Source organism: Hydrogenophaga electricum (assembly GCF_030160815.1).
Taxonomy (GTDB): domain Bacteria; phylum Pseudomonadota; class Gammaproteobacteria; order Burkholderiales; family Burkholderiaceae_C; genus Hydrogenophaga; species Hydrogenophaga electricum.
In genome coordinates this window covers 81,037-96,240 of the sequence record NZ_BSPB01000006.1, presented here as the reverse complement: position 1 = coordinate 96,240, position 15,204 = coordinate 81,037, and the positions used below count along the sequence as shown (strand labels likewise).

At 65.5% G+C, this 15,204-nt stretch carries 13 protein-coding genes; 10 read left to right on the top strand and 3 right to left on the bottom strand.

Features of this window, described 5'->3' with window-relative positions; genetic code table 11:
* Window positions 1–16: 16 nt before the first annotated feature.
* Window positions 17–970, top strand: coding sequence for a PDR/VanB family oxidoreductase (locus QQK43_RS06145; RefSeq protein ID WP_284307091.1), 954 nt, complete (start codon window positions 17–19; stop codon window positions 968–970).
* Between the two features lie 6 nt (window positions 971–976).
* Here QQK43_RS06145 and QQK43_RS06140 read toward each other — a convergent pair whose 3' ends face one another.
* On the bottom strand, window positions 977–1,711 hold the full coding sequence (locus QQK43_RS06140; protein WP_234263516.1) for a FadR/GntR family transcriptional regulator: 735 nt from the start codon (window positions 1,709–1,711) through the stop codon (window positions 977–979).
* A 134-nt stretch (window positions 1,712–1,845) separates the two neighbouring features.
* On the opposite strand from QQK43_RS06140, the gene QQK43_RS06135 reads away from it, so the two are divergent.
* The 3 genes from QQK43_RS06135 (at window position 1,846) to QQK43_RS06125 (ending at window position 5,889) form a co-directional block, all read left to right on the top strand.
* Window positions 1,846–2,580 carry a FadR/GntR family transcriptional regulator gene (locus QQK43_RS06135; protein WP_284307090.1) on the top strand — a complete coding sequence of 245 codons (735 nt, stop codon included), beginning with the start codon at window positions 1,846–1,848 and terminating at the stop codon, window positions 2,578–2,580.
* A 177-nt stretch (window positions 2,581–2,757) separates the two neighbouring features.
* The gene (locus tag QQK43_RS06130; RefSeq protein ID WP_284307089.1) at window positions 2,758–4,257 is read left to right on the top strand and encodes an aldehyde dehydrogenase family protein; all 1,500 of its coding nucleotides are present in this window, start codon (window positions 2,758–2,760) and stop codon (window positions 4,255–4,257) included.
* 9 nt (window positions 4,258–4,266) lie between these two features.
* Entirely contained in the window at window positions 4,267–5,889 is a 1,623-nt protein-coding gene (locus tag QQK43_RS06125) for a GMC family oxidoreductase (RefSeq protein ID WP_284307088.1), read from the top strand.
* 194 nt (window positions 5,890–6,083) lie between these two features.
* Here QQK43_RS06125 and QQK43_RS06120 read toward each other — a convergent pair whose 3' ends face one another.
* Both QQK43_RS06120 and QQK43_RS06115 read right to left on the bottom strand, forming a co-directional pair.
* Complete coding sequence (locus QQK43_RS06120) at window positions 6,084–7,046, bottom strand: TRAP transporter substrate-binding protein (protein ID WP_284307087.1); 963 nt, start codon at window positions 7,044–7,046, stop codon at window positions 6,084–6,086.
* 557 nt (window positions 7,047–7,603) lie between these two features.
* Window positions 7,604–8,473, bottom strand: a complete 870-nt coding sequence (locus QQK43_RS06115) for an amidohydrolase family protein (protein ID WP_234263524.1) — start codon at window positions 8,471–8,473, stop codon at window positions 7,604–7,606.
* A gap of 115 nt (window positions 8,474–8,588) precedes the next feature.
* Between QQK43_RS06115 and QQK43_RS06110 the strand changes: the two genes are divergently transcribed.
* From QQK43_RS06110 to QQK43_RS06085, 6 genes are all read left to right on the top strand, one after another.
* Window positions 8,589–9,377: a crotonase/enoyl-CoA hydratase family protein gene (locus tag QQK43_RS06110; RefSeq protein WP_370465225.1), complete on the top strand. Its 789-nt coding sequence runs from the start codon at window positions 8,589–8,591 to the stop codon at window positions 9,375–9,377.
* Window positions 9,378–9,447: 70 nt separating this feature from the next.
* Window positions 9,448–11,307 carry a feruloyl-CoA synthase gene (locus tag QQK43_RS06105; RefSeq protein ID WP_284307086.1) on the top strand — a complete coding sequence of 620 codons (1,860 nt, stop codon included), beginning with the start codon at window positions 9,448–9,450 and terminating at the stop codon, window positions 11,305–11,307.
* A gap of 113 nt (window positions 11,308–11,420) precedes the next feature.
* Window positions 11,421–12,671 carry a thiolase family protein gene (locus tag QQK43_RS06100; RefSeq protein ID WP_284307085.1) on the top strand — a complete coding sequence of 417 codons (1,251 nt, stop codon included), beginning with the start codon at window positions 11,421–11,423 and terminating at the stop codon, window positions 12,669–12,671.
* 1 nt (window position 12,672) lies between these two features.
* Complete coding sequence (locus QQK43_RS06095) at window positions 12,673–13,437, top strand: SDR family NAD(P)-dependent oxidoreductase (protein WP_284307084.1); 765 nt, start codon at window positions 12,673–12,675, stop codon at window positions 13,435–13,437.
* A 111-nt stretch (window positions 13,438–13,548) separates the two neighbouring features.
* Window positions 13,549–13,971, top strand: a complete 423-nt coding sequence (locus QQK43_RS06090; RefSeq protein WP_234263534.1) for an acyl-CoA thioesterase — start codon at window positions 13,549–13,551, stop codon at window positions 13,969–13,971.
* Window positions 13,972–14,018: 47 nt separating this feature from the next.
* Window positions 14,019–15,152 carry an ABC transporter substrate-binding protein gene (locus tag QQK43_RS06085; protein WP_234263536.1) on the top strand — a complete coding sequence of 378 codons (1,134 nt, stop codon included), beginning with the start codon at window positions 14,019–14,021 and terminating at the stop codon, window positions 15,150–15,152.
* The last annotated feature ends 52 nt before the right edge of the window (window positions 15,153–15,204 follow it).

The following is a 15,204-nucleotide window of genomic DNA, read 5'->3' as shown; positions in this document are numbered from 1 at the left end:
CCCAGTGCCTCCACTCATGCCTCAAGAAACCTTCACCCTACAGATTCGCCAGATCCGGCTGGAGACTGATGACGTGCTGTCCTTTGAGCTGGCCAGCCCCACGCAGAACCCGCTGCCGGTCGCACCGGCAGGCGCTCACCTGGAGCTTCATCTCCCTGGCGCACTACAGCGCAGCTACTCTTTGCTGGATGAGGGGCTCGGAGGTTGCTACCGCATCGCCGTCAAGCGCGAACCCCAGAGCCGTGGCGGTTCCGCGTGGTTACACAGTCAGGCCCGCGTGGGACAGACGCTGCAAGCCCAGGCCCCGCGCAACGATTTCGCACTGAACGAGCACGCGCCGGAGTCCATCCTGATCGCCGGCGGGATCGGTATCACGCCCTTGCTGGCCATGGCTCGGCGCCTCAACAGACTGGGACACCGCTGGTCGCTCCACTACGCCGCCCCCAGCCCCGACCGCATGGCCTATCGGGATTGCCTGCAGGCACTGGCCGCCGACGGCCACGGCAGCCTGCACACCTACTGCAGCAGCGAGGACAGGCGCCTGGACATCGCCGCCGTGGTGCGCGCATCCGGTCCGCAAGCACACCTCTATTGCTGCGGACCCGCCGGCCTCATCGACGACTTCATCACCGCAACCCAGGACCGTCCACCCGAACGCGTCCACTACGAGCGCTTTGCCGCCCGCCACGCTGCCTCCACAGAGGGGGGCTACGAAGCCTTGCTGGCCCGTTCGGGCAAGACCGTGAAGGTGAGCGCAGGCAGGACCCTCCTGGACGCGATCCTCGATGCCGGCGTCGACATCCCCTATGCCTGCTCGCAGGGCGTCTGCGGAACCTGCCGCACGCGCGTGATTTCCGGCACGCCGGACCATCGGGACGAATGCCTGACGGAAGCCGAAAGGCAGAGCAACGAAGCCATCATCCCCTGTTGCTCGGGCGCGCTTTCCAGCACGCTGGTGCTCGATCTCTGAGCCGTTTCAGCCCGCCTGCATCGACTGCCTGGCCGTCCACTGCGCCAGGTACTGATCGTGCAGGCGCACCAGCGCCTTGGTCATTTCCTTCGTGGCAGCTTCGGCGTCCCGCGCCCGCAGGTGCTTGAGGAGCCTGCGGCGCGAGGGCAGTATGAATGAGTTCTCGCTCGGGCCGATCTGCTGGATGAACTCGGCCAGCACGCTCATGACACCTTGGATCGTGCTCTCGATGATCGGGTTCCGGGTCAGTCCGGCCAACACCAGATGGAACTCCCGGTTGAGTCGCGCCCGTTCATCAAAATTGCCAGCCGCATCGGCTCGGGCCGTGGCATCCACATTGGCCTGCAACTGATCGATGTCCTCATCGCTCGCGATTTCGCAGACGATGCCCACGATCATCCGGCTCAACCAGATGCGCGCGTCCGTCAATTGTTTGGGCGTGATCGCGCCAAGGTGGTACAGATCGCGCATGCTCTTCGCGATCGTGGCCGCGTCGCCATGCCGGACAAAGGCCCCGCCATGGGCCCCTTTGCGCAGCTCGATCAGCTTGGCCTGTTCCAGCGCCCTGAGAGCCTCGCGCAAGGTGTTGCGGCTCACATTGAAGCGTTGTGAAAGATCCCTCTCGGCAGGCAGCTTGTCGCCGGGGCGCAATCTTCCCTGGGCGATCTGATCGCGGATCTGCGCCTCGATCTCGTCTGCGGCCCGCAGCGAAGAGATGGCTTCAAAATCTGGCTGACCCAATGCACGCCTCCCGCAGATGCCTGTTTGTCACACTTGCCACAACCGGCCCGCATTTTATGTTCGCCAGCCTGTCCAGGCGGGCCTGCATGCCATACTGCTCGGCGATTTTTTCTACCCAGACCCAGAGCCCCTCCGTGGACGCCAACGTGCTCGACTTTCAACCCATCCAGCCCGTTCGGACTTTCGAGGCCGTGGAACAACGCATCCGAGAGCAGATTGCCAGCGGGCGCCTGCGGCCCGGCGACAAACTCCCTTCAGAGCGCGAGTTGGCGGAGCAACTGCGTGTTGGCCGCAACACGGTGCGGGAGGCGCTTCGCAGCCTCGAAAACGCTGGTGTCCTCAGCCTGACGAGAGGCGTCAAAGGCGGCGCCTTCATCCGCGAAGGCAGCAATCTGCGCATCACCCAGGCCGTGACCGATCTGGTCGCACTGGGATCGGTCTCACTCGACGATCTGACGGAACTGCGCATCCACCTGCTCGATGCGGTGGTCCGCCTGGCCTGCGAACGCGCCACCCCCCAACAAATCGCCGAACTCGACGCCGTTGTCCAGAGCACCAAGGATGCCAACGATGCGGCCTCCGAGGGCAAACGGCTCGATGCCGCCCTGGAGTTTTACAGGGTGCTGGCGGCCGCCACGCAGAACAGGGCTTTCGCCATGATGGTCGCGTCCATTGGTGAGACCGTGGTCCGCCTGCTTGGCACCATCAGCTACCCGCCGGAAAAGCTGTTCCAGGCCCGATGCCGCTTCATGGTGCATTTCCAGGCACGCGATGCCGATGCCGCCTGCAAAGAGCTGAACGCGCTCCTCGTTGCCCTGCGCGACCACGCCAAACGCGTCAGCCGCAAGCCGCGCCGCCAGGCCGTCTGACCCGCACTCGCCCGACATCCCGCTCGCGCCGGTCGGGCCACACAAGGGTTAACCCTCGATTTACCGGCACAAACCTCTTTTAAAATGGTAGAACCATTGGATATTTCTGATGTCCAATCAATTCAAGCCGGCACTGCCGCCGTTTGCCTGGTCGTTCCCCATTTGCTGCGAGGCTCCATGTCCCAACCTTCCCACCCACCGCTCCTGCCCCATCCGTATCTCGACGGCACCGTCAAGCACCTGCTCATTGACGGACAGCACGTTCCCGCGCTATCGGGCCGCACTTTCGCCACCCTCAACCCCGCCACCGGCGACATCAACGCCCACGTCGCCGAAGCCGGTGCCGAAGACATCGACCGGGCGGTGGCAGCAGCACGCAAGGCGTTTGAACAAGGTCCGTGGAGCCGGTTCACCCCCTTTGACCGCCAGGCGGTCCTGCTCAAACTGGCCGATCTGCTCGACCGCCATTTCGATGAGCTGGCCACCCTAGACTCCCTCGACATGGGCGCCCCCATCAGCGCCACCACGGCACGCCGTCGACGCGGCATCGGGCTGCTGCGCTACTACGCCGGGCTCGCCACCGCCATTCACGGGCAGACCATCGGCAACTCCCAGCCCGGAGACATCTTCACCTACACCTTGAAGGAGCCTGTCGGGGTGGTGGCCGCCATCAACCCGTGGAACGGCCCACTGGGCATGGCCATCTGGAAGATTGCCCCCGCCCTGGCCACCGGGTGCACGGTGGTTCTCAAACCGGCCGAGCAGGCACCACTGTCCCCGATGCGGTTTGGTGAGCTCTGCCTCGAAGCCGGCATTCCGCCCGGCGTCGTGAACATCGTTCCAGGACTGGGCGCCGCCGGTGCCGCACTGGCCGCCCACCCGGGTGTGGACAAGGTAGCCTTCACCGGCTCGACCGAGGTGGGCCAGCACATCGTTCGTGCATCGGCTGGCAACCTCAAGCGCGTCTCGCTCGAACTCGGTGGCAAGTCACCCAACATCGTCTTCGCCGATGCCGATCTGGATGCCGCCGTTCCCGGTGCTGCCATGGCGGTGTTTGCCAATTCGGGGCAGATCTGCAGCGCTGGAACACGGCTGTTTGTCGAACGCCGGATTCACGACGAGTTCGTCGAGCGCGTGGCGCAGTTTGCCAAGCGTCTGCGCGTGGGAAACCCTCTGGATCCACAAACCCAGCTCGGTCCGCTGGTCAGCGAAGAGCAGCTGTCGCGTGTCGTGAGCTACATGGAGATCGGCCGCTCGGAAGGCGCCACCGCCCATGCGGGCGGCGAACGGCTCCAGGGGGCCGGCCTGGAACGGGGGTACTTCGTGGCACCCACTGTCTTCGCAGACGTGCGAGACGAGATGAAGATCGCGGCCGAGGAAATTTTCGGTCCCGTGATCTCGGTGCTTCCTTTCGACACCACCGAAGAGGCCATCGAGCGCGGCAACAACACGCCCTATGGCCTCGGCGCGGGGGTGTGGACGCGCGACACGAACAAGGTGCAGCAAGTCACCCGCGGTCTGCGCAGCGGCTCCGTCTGGGTCAACTGCTACGGTCCCATGGATCCGGCCGTTCCGTTCGGCGGCTACAAGATGAGTGGCTATGGCCGGGAGTCCGGTACGGAGCACATCGAGGAGTTTCTCCAGACCAAGGCGGTTTGGTTCAAGGGCCGGGGTTGATCCCGTGGCATGCGCATGACCCAGCAATCTCTCTCGTTCGACTACATCGTGGTGGGCGCCGGCGCAGCCGGCTGTGTGCTCGCCAACCGCCTGTCTCAGGACCCGCAGGTCCGCGTTGCGCTGATCGAAGCGGGTCCGTCGGACCGGCGATTTCCCCTGAACTGGAAAACGGCGATTCCGATCGGCAACGTCTTCCTGCTGCCCCACGCCAGGTACAACTGGCAGTACAGTTTTCAAGGCGGGGCCGGTGTCGGCCACCGACAAATTCCCTGCCCGCGGGGCAAGCTGTTTGGTGGCTGCACGTCGGTGAACGGCACCGTCTACATCCGCGGCCACCGCAACGACTACGACCGCTGGCTCGCCGAAGGCAACGACGGCTGGGGCTTTGACGACGTGCTGCCCTACTTTCTCCGGCACGAAAACCGGTCTCAGGGTGCATCCCCATGGCACGCTCGGGGGGGTGAACTCGATGTGCAACCGCTGAAAGACCCCCACCGCCTCTCGCACGCTTTTGTCGAAGCCGCCTGCGAAGCCGGGCACGCTCGCAACGACGACTTCAATGGTGCGATCCAAGATGGCTTCGGCCTCTTCGAGCTCAACCAGCGGAACTCCGTCCGCCTCAGCAGTTCACGGGCGTTCTTGCACCCTGCATTGTCGCGCCCCAATCTTCATGTCTTCGACCAGTCGACCGCACACCGTGTGCTCTTCGTCGGCAACCGTGCCGTGGGTGTCTCCATCCACCGCCACGGGCAGACGCTCGATCTGCGTGCCAGCGAAGAGGTCGTGCTTTCCGGCGGAGCGATCAATTCACCACAACTGCTCATGCTATCGGGCGTCGGCGATGCACCCGCCCTGGCGCAGCATGGCATTCCCGTCGTGCACGACCTTCCGGGCGTCGGCCGCAATCTCCAGGACCACCCCAGCGCTTCCATCGCGCTGACCAACCCCTCCGCCGAGTCCTATGCATTGACGTGGCGCACCGCTCCCCGTGCCATCGCCGCGCCTTGGCGCTATCTGCTCGGCGGCAAGGGCATGCTGGCGTCCAATGCCGCGGAAGCCGGGGGGTTCATCCGCACCGACGAGGGCCTGGCCGAACCCGACATCCAGTACACGCTCATGGTGGGCCTCAAGGAGAGCGCCCGCACATTGCCGCGTCGCCACGGATTCATGTGCCACGTCAGTCTCCTGCGGCCATCCACACGCGGGCAGGTTCGCCTGCAATCAGCCCTCCCCAACGAGAAGCCCCTCATCGAGCCGGCGTTCCTCGAAGATCCGCGCGACGTGGCCACCCTGATCAAAGGAATGCGCGAGGCGCGACGCATTCTCGGCATGCCCGCCATCGCCGGGTATATCGGCCAGGAACTGACCCCTGGCGATGCTGCCCTCTCCGACGAAGCCCTCGAAGCCTATATCCGCAACTCGGCATCCACCATCTACCACCCTGTCGGCACTTGCAAGATGGGCCCCGCAAGCGATCCGATGGCGGTGGTCGATGCCACATTGAAAGTGCACGGCCTCCAGGGCCTGCGAGTCGCCGATGCCTCCATCATGCCGAACATCGTGGGGGGCAACACCGCGGCACCTTCAATGATGATCGGTGAGCGCGCGGCCGAATTCATGCGATCCGCCTGACCCCAGCTTCGCCCCCACCGCTGGTTGCCGCCCCACGGCGGGGCCGGCGGCTGTCGGTTCGGGGCGGCCCTGCACTGGCCTGCCCATGCCCCCGGTGCGAGGCCTCTGAACGCCCAAACGAAAGCCCCGGGGATCTTGTCGATACCCCGGGGCTCGCAAAAGGCATGACGCGCTGCGCGCCATGCCCTGCTGCTTCAGGACCTGACGCCCTGCTTTTCGATCAGGCGGCGCGCACTCTGCACCAGCGAACGGCCATCCAGCCCGCGCTTTTCCATCTCCTGAATCCACTCGACTTCCACCGGCGCCGTCTTGCGATAGAACTGCTGCGCGTCTGCACCGTCGATCTGGTGGATGGTATTGCCCCGGTCCTGAGCCGCCTTCTTGCCCACCGGATCGCCGAGCAAGGTTCCGGCGCCCATGCGACCGGACTGCTCCAGGCCCGAGCACCGGTCGATCACCTTGCGCAGATCGTCCGGCATCTCTTCGTACTTCCGCTTGTTCATCGCCAACACGAAGGCGGCCGTGTAGAGCGAGTTCACGCCGGGCGCGAATTCGGAGTGGAACGGCGCAAGCTCGTGCGCCTTGATCGGGTACGCAGCATCCCAGGGAATCACCGCGCCATCGATCACGCCCTTGCTCAGCGCATCCGGAATCGCGGGCAGCGGCATGCCGACCGGGGTGGCCCCCAGATTGCTCAACAGCTTGGTCACGAGTCGGGTGGCACCGCGCACCTTGGAACCCGCGAAGTCTTCGGGGCGCTTGATCAGTTTGTTGCGCATGTGAATGACGCCGGGGCTGTGCACGTGAAAGGCCAACGCCTGAACCTCGCGGAATTCCGTGGTCGCTTCTTTCTCCATGTACTCCCAGAGCGCCCGCGATGTGCGTTCCGCGTTGTTCATCATGAACGGCAGCTCGAAGACCTCGATGCGGGGGAAACGCCCCGGTGTGTTGCCCGGCAATGTCCACGCCACGTCGACCACCCCGTCCCGAGCCTGGTCGAAGAGCTGCGCGGGTGTTCCGCCCATCTGCATTGCCGGATAGGCCTCGAACTTGATGGCGTCGCCCGACTCCTTTTCCACCCGTTCGATCCATGGCTGAACGATATTGCGCCAGCCCGTCGACTGCTGCGGCAGAAAGGTGTGAAAACGGAGCTTCAAACGCGGCTGGGCAAACCCTGTCAGCGCAGGTGCTCCCAGGCTGAGGGCACCGGCCTGCAGGATCGTTCTTCGTTGCATCATGGGACAGTCTCCAAATAGGAATCGATGGGGTTGAGAGAAGCCATTCCTCGGGCCACCCCTGCCAGATCGTTGATCGATTGGCTTTCTGGCCCAGGTCTATTGGTTCTACCAATTATAGGAATAGCCAATAAAGCACCCTCCCGGGGTAAACCCTCGGAAGCCCTGCATACCCCACCGTCCATCCGCTGGTTGCTTGCGCCTGAAGTGCACAACCCTTGGCAGTGCACAGCTTCAGGTCGACCCGAACCAAAGCCCTCGACATCCCCCATCTCCTGCCTCCCGGCTGTTGTTACAGCGACGTTCAAGCGCGGAGGCGCCCACCGCCCGTGGCATGCATGCAGCATCCGGGAATGCACAAACCGCTTGGTCCAAGCCACCTGCCAGCCGGAGCCGCAATGAGCCGGGCCGGCGTTGGCCAGCGGTCGGCCCCACTGCGCGCCCTGCCGCGACGGCCGCGGATCAGCCGACTCCGGGAATCAACCCTTGTCCAGCCCCAGCAGCCGCACCGCGTTGCCCTTGAGGATGCCGGGCATCACTTCGGGTTTGAAGCCGGCCACTTCGAAGTCCTTCATCCAGCGCTCGGGCGTGATCAGCGGATAGTCGCTGCCGAACAGCACGCGGTCCTTGAGCAGGGTGTTGGCGTACTGCACGAGTTGCTTGGGGAAATACTTCGGGCTCCAGCCGCTGAGGTCGATCCACACGTTGGGCTTGTGCGTGGCCACCGACAGCGCCTCGTCCTGCCACGGGAAGCTGGGGTGCGCCATCACGATCTGCATGTCGGGGAAGTCGATCGCCACGTCGTCCAGGTGGATGGGGTTGCTGTATTCCAGCCGCAGGCCGCCGCCGCAGCGCATGCCCGAACCGATGCCGCTGTGGCCGGTGTGGAAGATGGCCGGCAGCTTGTGCGCATTGATCACTTCGTAGATCGGCCAGGCCATCTTGTCGTAGGGGTGGTAGCCCTGCACCGTCGGATGGAACTTGAAGCCCTTGATGCCTTCTTCCTGGATCAGGCGCTCAGCCTCGCGTGCGCCCATTTTCCCCTTGTGCGGGTCGATGCTGGCGAAGGCCATCATCATGTCGCTGTTCTCGCGCGCCGCCTGGGCAATCTCCTCGTTGGGGATGCGGCGGCGGCCCAGCTTGGACTCGCTGTCGACGGTGAACATCACGAGCCCGATCTTGCGTTCGCGGTAGTAGGCGATGGTCTCGGCGATGGTGGGACGGCGGTTGCTGCCGAAGTACTTGTCGGCCGCGCGGTCGTACTCCTCCCCGTAGTTGTCGAACGGGTTCCAGCAGCTCACTTCAGCGTGGGTGTGAATGTCGATGGCGATCAGGTTCTGGTGATCCATGGGGGTCTCCGGGACTAGGGTAAACACCGATGCAATCGGTGCCTGCTTTGCTTGATTTGGTTATTGTTTATAACAATAATCCCCTCACCCAACAAGCCCGCATTCCCTGATGACCATGACCCCTTCCAACCCGGACCTGCGCCTGCGCCTGCATGGCGAACAATCGGAAATCGCCATCGTCACGCTCAACCGCGCGGCCAAGCGCAATGCGCTCAACGATGGCCTGATCCTGTCGCTGCGCGACGTGTTCCAGAACCTGCCCGCCAGCGTGCGCGCCGCCGTGATCCACGGCGAAGGCGATCACTTCAGCGCGGGGCTTGACCTCTCCGAACTCAGCGAACGCGACGCCAGCGAAGGCGTCTTCCACTCGCGCATGTGGCACGCCGCGCTGGACTGCGTGGAAAAAGGCAACGTTCCGGTGATCGCGGCCCTGCACGGCGCGGTGGTCGGCGGCGGCCTGGAGCTGGCCAGCGCCTGCCACATCCGTGTGGCCGACGACAGCACTTTCTACGCGCTGCCCGAAGGCACGCGCGGCATCTTCGTCGGTGGCGGCGGCGCGGTGCGCGTGCCCAAGCTGATCGGCGCCGCCCGCATGACCGACATGATGCTGACCGGCCGCGTCTACAACGCGGTGGACGGCGAGCGCATCGGCCTGTCGCAGTACGTGGTGCCGCAAGGCACGTCGCTGGACAAGGCCATCGACCTGGCCACCCGCATCGCCGGCAACGCCCGCATGACCAACTTCGCGCTCATGCACGCCCTGCCCCGCATCGCCGAACAGCCAGCCGACCACGGCTTCCTGACCGAAGCCATGATGGCCGCGATCGCCCAGTCGGCCCCCGAAGCCAAGGCCCGCGTGCGCGCTTTCCTGGAAGGCAAGGCGGCCAAGGTCAGCAAGGACTGATCTTTCTGTATCCACGAGCCAAGCCGGCGGCAGACCGGCAGCGCCCGACACCCGTTGACCCGAGAGAGACATGAGCACGACAGCGAAATACCGCCCTCTGAAGTTCGGCGTCACGCGCGCCACCCTGCGCGACGGCAGCCCCGGCGTCCACTACCTGCGCGCCGACCAGGCGCTCGACGCCTTTCCCGAGCGCATCACCGACCGCCTCGTCCACTGGGCCCGCACCGAACCCGGGCGCACGCTGTTCGCGCGCCGCGTGAAGCAGGCCGATGGCAGCAGCGGTGACTGGAAACACATCAGCTTCGCGCAGGCCCTGGACGCCGCGCGCCGTATCGGTCAGGGTCTGATCGACCGGGGTCTGTCGGTCGAGCGCCCGGTGCTCATCCTCAGCGAGAACGACCTCGAACACGCCTTGCTGGCTCTGGGCTGCGTGTACGCCGGCATCCCCTACTGCCCGACGTCGCCGGCCTATTCGCTCATCAGCCAGGACTTCGACAAGCTCCGCCACGTGGTCAAGACGCTGACCCCGGGCCTGGTCTTCGCCAGCGACGCCAACCGTTACAGCCGCGCCATGCTCGCCACGCTGGACAGCGACGTCGAACTGGTCGCCACCGAAGGCACGGTGCCTGGCCGGGCCACCACCTCGTTCGCCGCGCTGCTCGAGACCGAGCCCACCGATGCCGTCGACGCGGCAATGGCCGCCACCGGTCCGGACACCATCACCAAGTTCCTGTTCACCTCCGGCTCGACCAAGATGCCCAAGGCGGTGATCAACACCCAGCGCATGTGGTGCGCCAACCAGCAGCAGATGACGCAGTCGATGCCCGTCCTGGGCGAAGGCAACCTGGTGCTGGTCGACTGGCTGCCCTGGAACCACACCTTCGGCGGCAACCACAACTTCGGCATGGTGATCTACCACGGTGGCTCCATGTACATCGACGACGGCAAGCCGACGCCGGCCCTGATCGGGGAAACCCTGCGCAACCTGCGCGAGATCGCGCCCACGGTGTACTTCAACGTGCCCACCGGGTTCGAGGCCATTGCCAACGCCATGAAGACCGACGACCTGCTGCGCAAGACGCTGCTGTCGCGGGTGCAGATGTTCTTCTATGCGGGCGCTGCATTGGCCCAGCCCGTGTGGGACAGCCTCTTCGAAAGCCAGGAGCGCGAAATCGGCGAGCGCATCGTGATGAGCACCGGCCTGGGCATGACGGAATCGGGCCCGTTCGGCATCTTCGTGACCAACCCGAACGTGAAGGCCGGCGACCTGGGCCTGCCCACGCCAGGCCTGGACCTCAAGCTGGTGGACATCGACGGCAAGACCGAAGTGCGTTACCGCGGTCCCAACATCACCCCGGGATACTGGCGCATGCCGGCCGAAACCGCTGAAGCCTTCGACGAAGAGGGCTTCTTCAAGACCGGCGATGCCGTCAAGTGGATCGACGAAACCGACGTGCACCAGGGCCTGAAATTCGACGGTCGCATTGCCGAAGACTTCAAACTCGCCACCGGCACCTTCGTGAGCGTGGGTCCGCTGCGCGCGAAGATCATCGCGGCAGGCGCACCCTACGTGCAGGACGTGGTGCTGACCGGTCTGAACATGAAAGAAGTCGGCGCCATGGTCTTCCCCACGGCCGCCGTGCGCCAGCTCAGCGGCCTGCCGGCCGATGCCTCGCTGCACGACGTGCTCGACGCGCCGGGTGTGCTGGCCCACTTCCAGACCGTGGTCAACGAACTGGCCCGCTCCGCCACCGGCAGCGCCAACCGCATCGCACGCCTGTGCCTGCTGGCCGATCCCCCCACCATCGACCGCGGCGAGATCACCGACAAGGGCTCGATCAACCAGCGTGCGGTGCTCAGCCACCGGGCCGACACCGTGGCCAAGCTGCACGCCGACGAGTTGCACTACATCCTCAAACCGAACATCTGACCCCGCCATCACCGGCACGGCCTCCACAGCCATGCCGGCAGGCCGGCGGCGCCAGGCCCCCACCACGCGGCGGACACGGCAAGGCGATACGAACGGGTTGAAAGGACCCAGCCATGACACAACGAGGTTTCTTCACAGCATTCGAGGACGTCGTGATCGTCGACGGCGTGCGCACGCCGATGGTCGACTACTGCGGCGCGCTGGGCCACATCTCGCCGACCGACCTGGGCATCAAGGCCGCGCGCGCTGCGCTCGCGCGTGCCGGCATCGCCCCGAGCGAGATCGGCTCGGTGGTCACCGGCAACATGGCGCCCGGCGACTTCGACCAGTTCTTCCTGCCGCGCCACATCGGTCTGTACGCCGGTGTGCCCGTGGAAGTGCCGGCCATCATGGCGCAGCGCATCTGCGGCACCGGCTTCGAGCTGTTCCGCCAGGCCGGCGAGCACATCCAGGGCGGTGCCTGCGACGCCGCCCTGGTGGTGGGCACGGAAAGCATGACGCGCAACCCCATTGCCGCCTTCGACCACCGCACCGGCTTCAAGCTGGGCGCGCCGGTCGGCTTCAAGGACTACATGTGGGAAGCGCTCAAGGATCCCGCAGCCGGCATCAACATGATCCAGACCGCCGAGAACCTGGCCAAGAAGTACGGCATCACGCGCGAAGAAGTCGACACGTTTGCGTCGGCCTCGTTTGCCAAGGCCGTGGCTGCCCAGGAAAGCGGGTTCCTGGCGGGAGAGATCGTGCCGGTGGTGACCGAGAAGTTCGAGATCGACGGCTACAAGACACGCGGCATCCGGCTGCAGGGCAAGGTCACCGAAGTGGCGACCGACACCCACCCGCGCCTGTCGCCGGTCGAGGTGCTGGCCAAGCTCAAGCCCGTGTTCGACGGCGGCGTGCAGACCGGCGGCAACAGTTCGGCCCTGGTCGATGCCGCCGCCGCCTGCGTGGTGAGTTCCGGCGCCTACGCCAAGGCCCAGGGCAAGAAGCCGCTGGCGCGCGTGGTCGGCGCCGCTGCGGTGGGTGTGCCGCCCGAAATCATGGGCATCGGCCCGGCGCCGGCGATCCGCCTGCTGCTGGAGCGCACCGGCCTGAAGCTGGACGACATCGCCCGCTTCGAGGTCAACGAAGCCCAGGGCGCCCAGACCCTCGCGGTCGCCAAGGAGCTGGGCATGGACATCAACAAGCTCAACGTCAACGGCGGCGCCATCGCGCTGGGCCACCCGCTGGCCACCACCGGTGTGCGCCTGACGCTGACGCTGGCCCGCGAGCTGCAGCGCAGCGGCAAGAAGTACGGCATTTCCAGCGCCTGCGTCGGCGGTGGCCAGGGCATCGCCCTCCTCATTGAGAACCCGGAAGGAAACTGACATGAACATCCAAGGACAGGCCGCCCTCGTCACCGGCGGCGGCTCCGGCCTCGGGGAGGCCACCGCCCGCGAACTCGCCCGGCTGGGTGCCAAGGTCGCCGTGCTCGACCTCAACCTCGACAACGCCCAGCGCGTGGCGGGCGAGATCGGCGGCGTGGCCATCCGCTGCGACGTGAGCAACCCCGAAAGCATGCAAGCCGCCATCGATACGGCGGCCGCGGCCCATGGCCCGGCACGCATCCTGATGCAGATCGCCGGTATCGGCACGGCCAAGCGCGTGATCGGCAAGGACGGCAACGCCGCACCGCTGGAAGACTTTGCCAAGGTGGTCAACGTCAACCTCATCGGCACCTACAACGCTGCGCGCCTGTTCGCCGCAGCCTGCGCCAAGCTCGACCCGATGGAAGACGGCGAGCGCGGCGCGATGGTGTTCACCGCCAGCGTCGCCGCCTTCGACGGCCAGGTCGGCCAGCAGGCCTACAGCGCGTCCAAGGGCGGCGTGGTCGGCATGACCCTGCCCATGGCACGCGACCTGGCGCAATACGGCATCCGTGTCTGCACCATCGCGCCCGGCCTGTTCGCCACGCCGCTGATGAAGACCCTGCCCGAGCCGGTGCAGGAATCGCTGGCCAAAAGCATTCCCTTCCCGCAGCGCCTGGGTAAACCCGAAGAGTTTGCCCAGCTCGCCGCGCATATCGTCAGCAATGGCCACCTCAATGGCGAGGTGATCCGGCTGGATGGCGCGCTGCGAATGGCCCCCCGGTAACCCCCTCCGGCGGCGTCACCTCCTCCGAGGGCGACGCAGGCGGTGTGGCAAAGCCCGCTCCGCTGCGCCCTGGGCCAGCGTGTTTCGCGCCGATTTTCGATCTGGGTATGTATGTCAAAAACCGTTGTGTATGAAGTCGAAGTGATGTTCGGGGATTGCGATCCCGCCGGCATCGTCTTCTTTCCCAATTTCAGCAAGTGGATGGACGCCTCGTCGCTGAACTTTTTCGTCCAGTGCGGTGTGCCGCCCTGGCGCGAGCTGTCCAAGACCACCGGGATCATCGGCACGCCGCTGCTGGAAATCCACACCAAGTTTATGAAGCCCGCCACCTATGGCGAACGGCTCCAGGTCCACACCAGCGTCACCGAGTGGCGCGAGAAGGTGCTGATTCACCGACATGTGGTCATGCGTGGCGACACGGTGCTCTGCGAAGGCACCGAGACCCGCGCGTTCTGCATGCGCGATCCGGCCAACCCGGACCGCATCAAGGCGATCCCCATTCCCGCCGACATCCGCGCCCTGTGCGGCGGCTGAGGCGGCTTTTCCCCGAGTCCGCAACCACCACCCTGGAGACATAGAGCATGAAGACTTTCAAGACCCTGATCGCCGTGGCCGTCACGGCGCTGGCAGCCTCCGCTGCCCAAGCCGACGTGAAGATCGGCGTGAGCATCTCGCTGACCGGCCCGGGCTCCGGCCTGGGCATCCCGATGCAGAACCAGTTCAAGCTGTTCCCGTCCACCATCGCCGGCGAGAAGGTGCAACTGATCATCCTCGATGACGCCACCGACCCGGGCAAGGGCGCTGCCAACGCCCGCCGCTTCGTGACCGAAGACAAGGTCGACATGATCATCGGCTCCAGCATCACGGCCGTGGCTGCGGCCATGACCGACATCGCGTCGGAAGCCGGCACCGTGCAACTGGCCGGCTCGCCCGTGGGCGTGCCCGCCGGCAAGGACAAGTGGCTGTTCCGCCTGCCCCAGTCCAACACCGTGATGGGCCACGCCGTTGTGGAACACATGAAGGAACAGGGCGTCAAGACCATCGGCTTCCTGGGTTACACCGATGCCTACGGCGAACAGTGGCTCAAGGAAATCACCCCGCTGCTGGACAAGGCCGGCATCAAGATCATCGCCACCGAGCGCTTCGCCCGCACCGACACCAGCGTGACGCCGCAGGCCCTGAAGATCACGGCCTCCAACCCCGATGCGGTGCTGATCGTCGCTTCCGGCAGTGGCGCCGCCATGCCGCACATGGCCATGGTCGAGCGCGGCTTCAAGGGCAAGATCTACCAGACCCACGCGGCCGCCACCCAGGATCTGATGCGCGTCGGCGGCAAGTCGGTCGAAGGCGCTTTCGTGGTGTCCGGCCCGGCGGTGATTGCCGAGCAACTGCCCGACAAGCACCCGTCCAAGCCGGTCGCGATCGACTTCGTGCAGAAGTACGAAAAGGCCTACGGTCCGAACTCGCGCAACCAGTTCGCGGGTCACGCCTACGACGCCCAGGTGGTGCTGGAGAAGATCCTCCCGGTGGCGCTGAAGAAGGCCAAGCCCGGCACGCCCGAGTTCCGCGCTGCGCTGCGCGACACCATGGAAACTATGGGCCGCACCGTGTTCTCGCACGGCGTCATGAACTGGACTCCGGCCGACCACTGGGGCTACACGCTGGAAACCGGCGTGATGCTCAAGGTGGTCGACGGCAAGTTCAAGGTCGAATAAACCCGCCCCTTCCGGCCCCTGCCCGGGCCGGTCATGCGCAGCTCCTGCCTGC

Excerpts from the sequence above, each read along its gene's own strand:
- QQK43_RS06085 (WP_234263536.1), top strand. The coding sequence starts at position 14,019 with ATGAAGACTTTCAAGACCCTGATCGCCGTGGCCGTCACGGCGCTGGCA.
- QQK43_RS06105 (WP_284307086.1), top strand. The coding sequence starts at position 9,448 with ATGAGCACGACAGCGAAATACCGCCCTCTGAAGTTCGGCGTCACGCGC.
- QQK43_RS06145 (WP_284307091.1), top strand. The coding sequence starts at position 17 with ATGCCTCAAGAAACCTTCACCCTACAGATTCGCCAGATCCGGCTGGAG.
- QQK43_RS06125 (WP_284307088.1), top strand. The coding sequence starts at position 4,267 with ATGCGCATGACCCAGCAATCTCTCTCGTTCGACTACATCGTGGTGGGC.
- QQK43_RS06090 (WP_234263534.1), top strand. The coding sequence starts at position 13,549 with ATGTCAAAAACCGTTGTGTATGAAGTCGAAGTGATGTTCGGGGATTGC.
- QQK43_RS06100 (WP_284307085.1), top strand. The coding sequence starts at position 11,421 with ATGACACAACGAGGTTTCTTCACAGCATTCGAGGACGTCGTGATCGTC.
- QQK43_RS06115 (WP_234263524.1), bottom strand. The coding sequence starts at position 8,473 with ATGGATCACCAGAACCTGATCGCCATCGACATTCACACCCACGCTGAA.
- QQK43_RS06130 (WP_284307089.1), top strand. The coding sequence starts at position 2,758 with ATGTCCCAACCTTCCCACCCACCGCTCCTGCCCCATCCGTATCTCGAC.
- QQK43_RS06110 (WP_370465225.1), top strand. The coding sequence starts at position 8,589 with ATGACCCCTTCCAACCCGGACCTGCGCCTGCGCCTGCATGGCGAACAA.
- QQK43_RS06095 (WP_284307084.1), top strand. The coding sequence starts at position 12,673 with ATGAACATCCAAGGACAGGCCGCCCTCGTCACCGGCGGCGGCTCCGGC.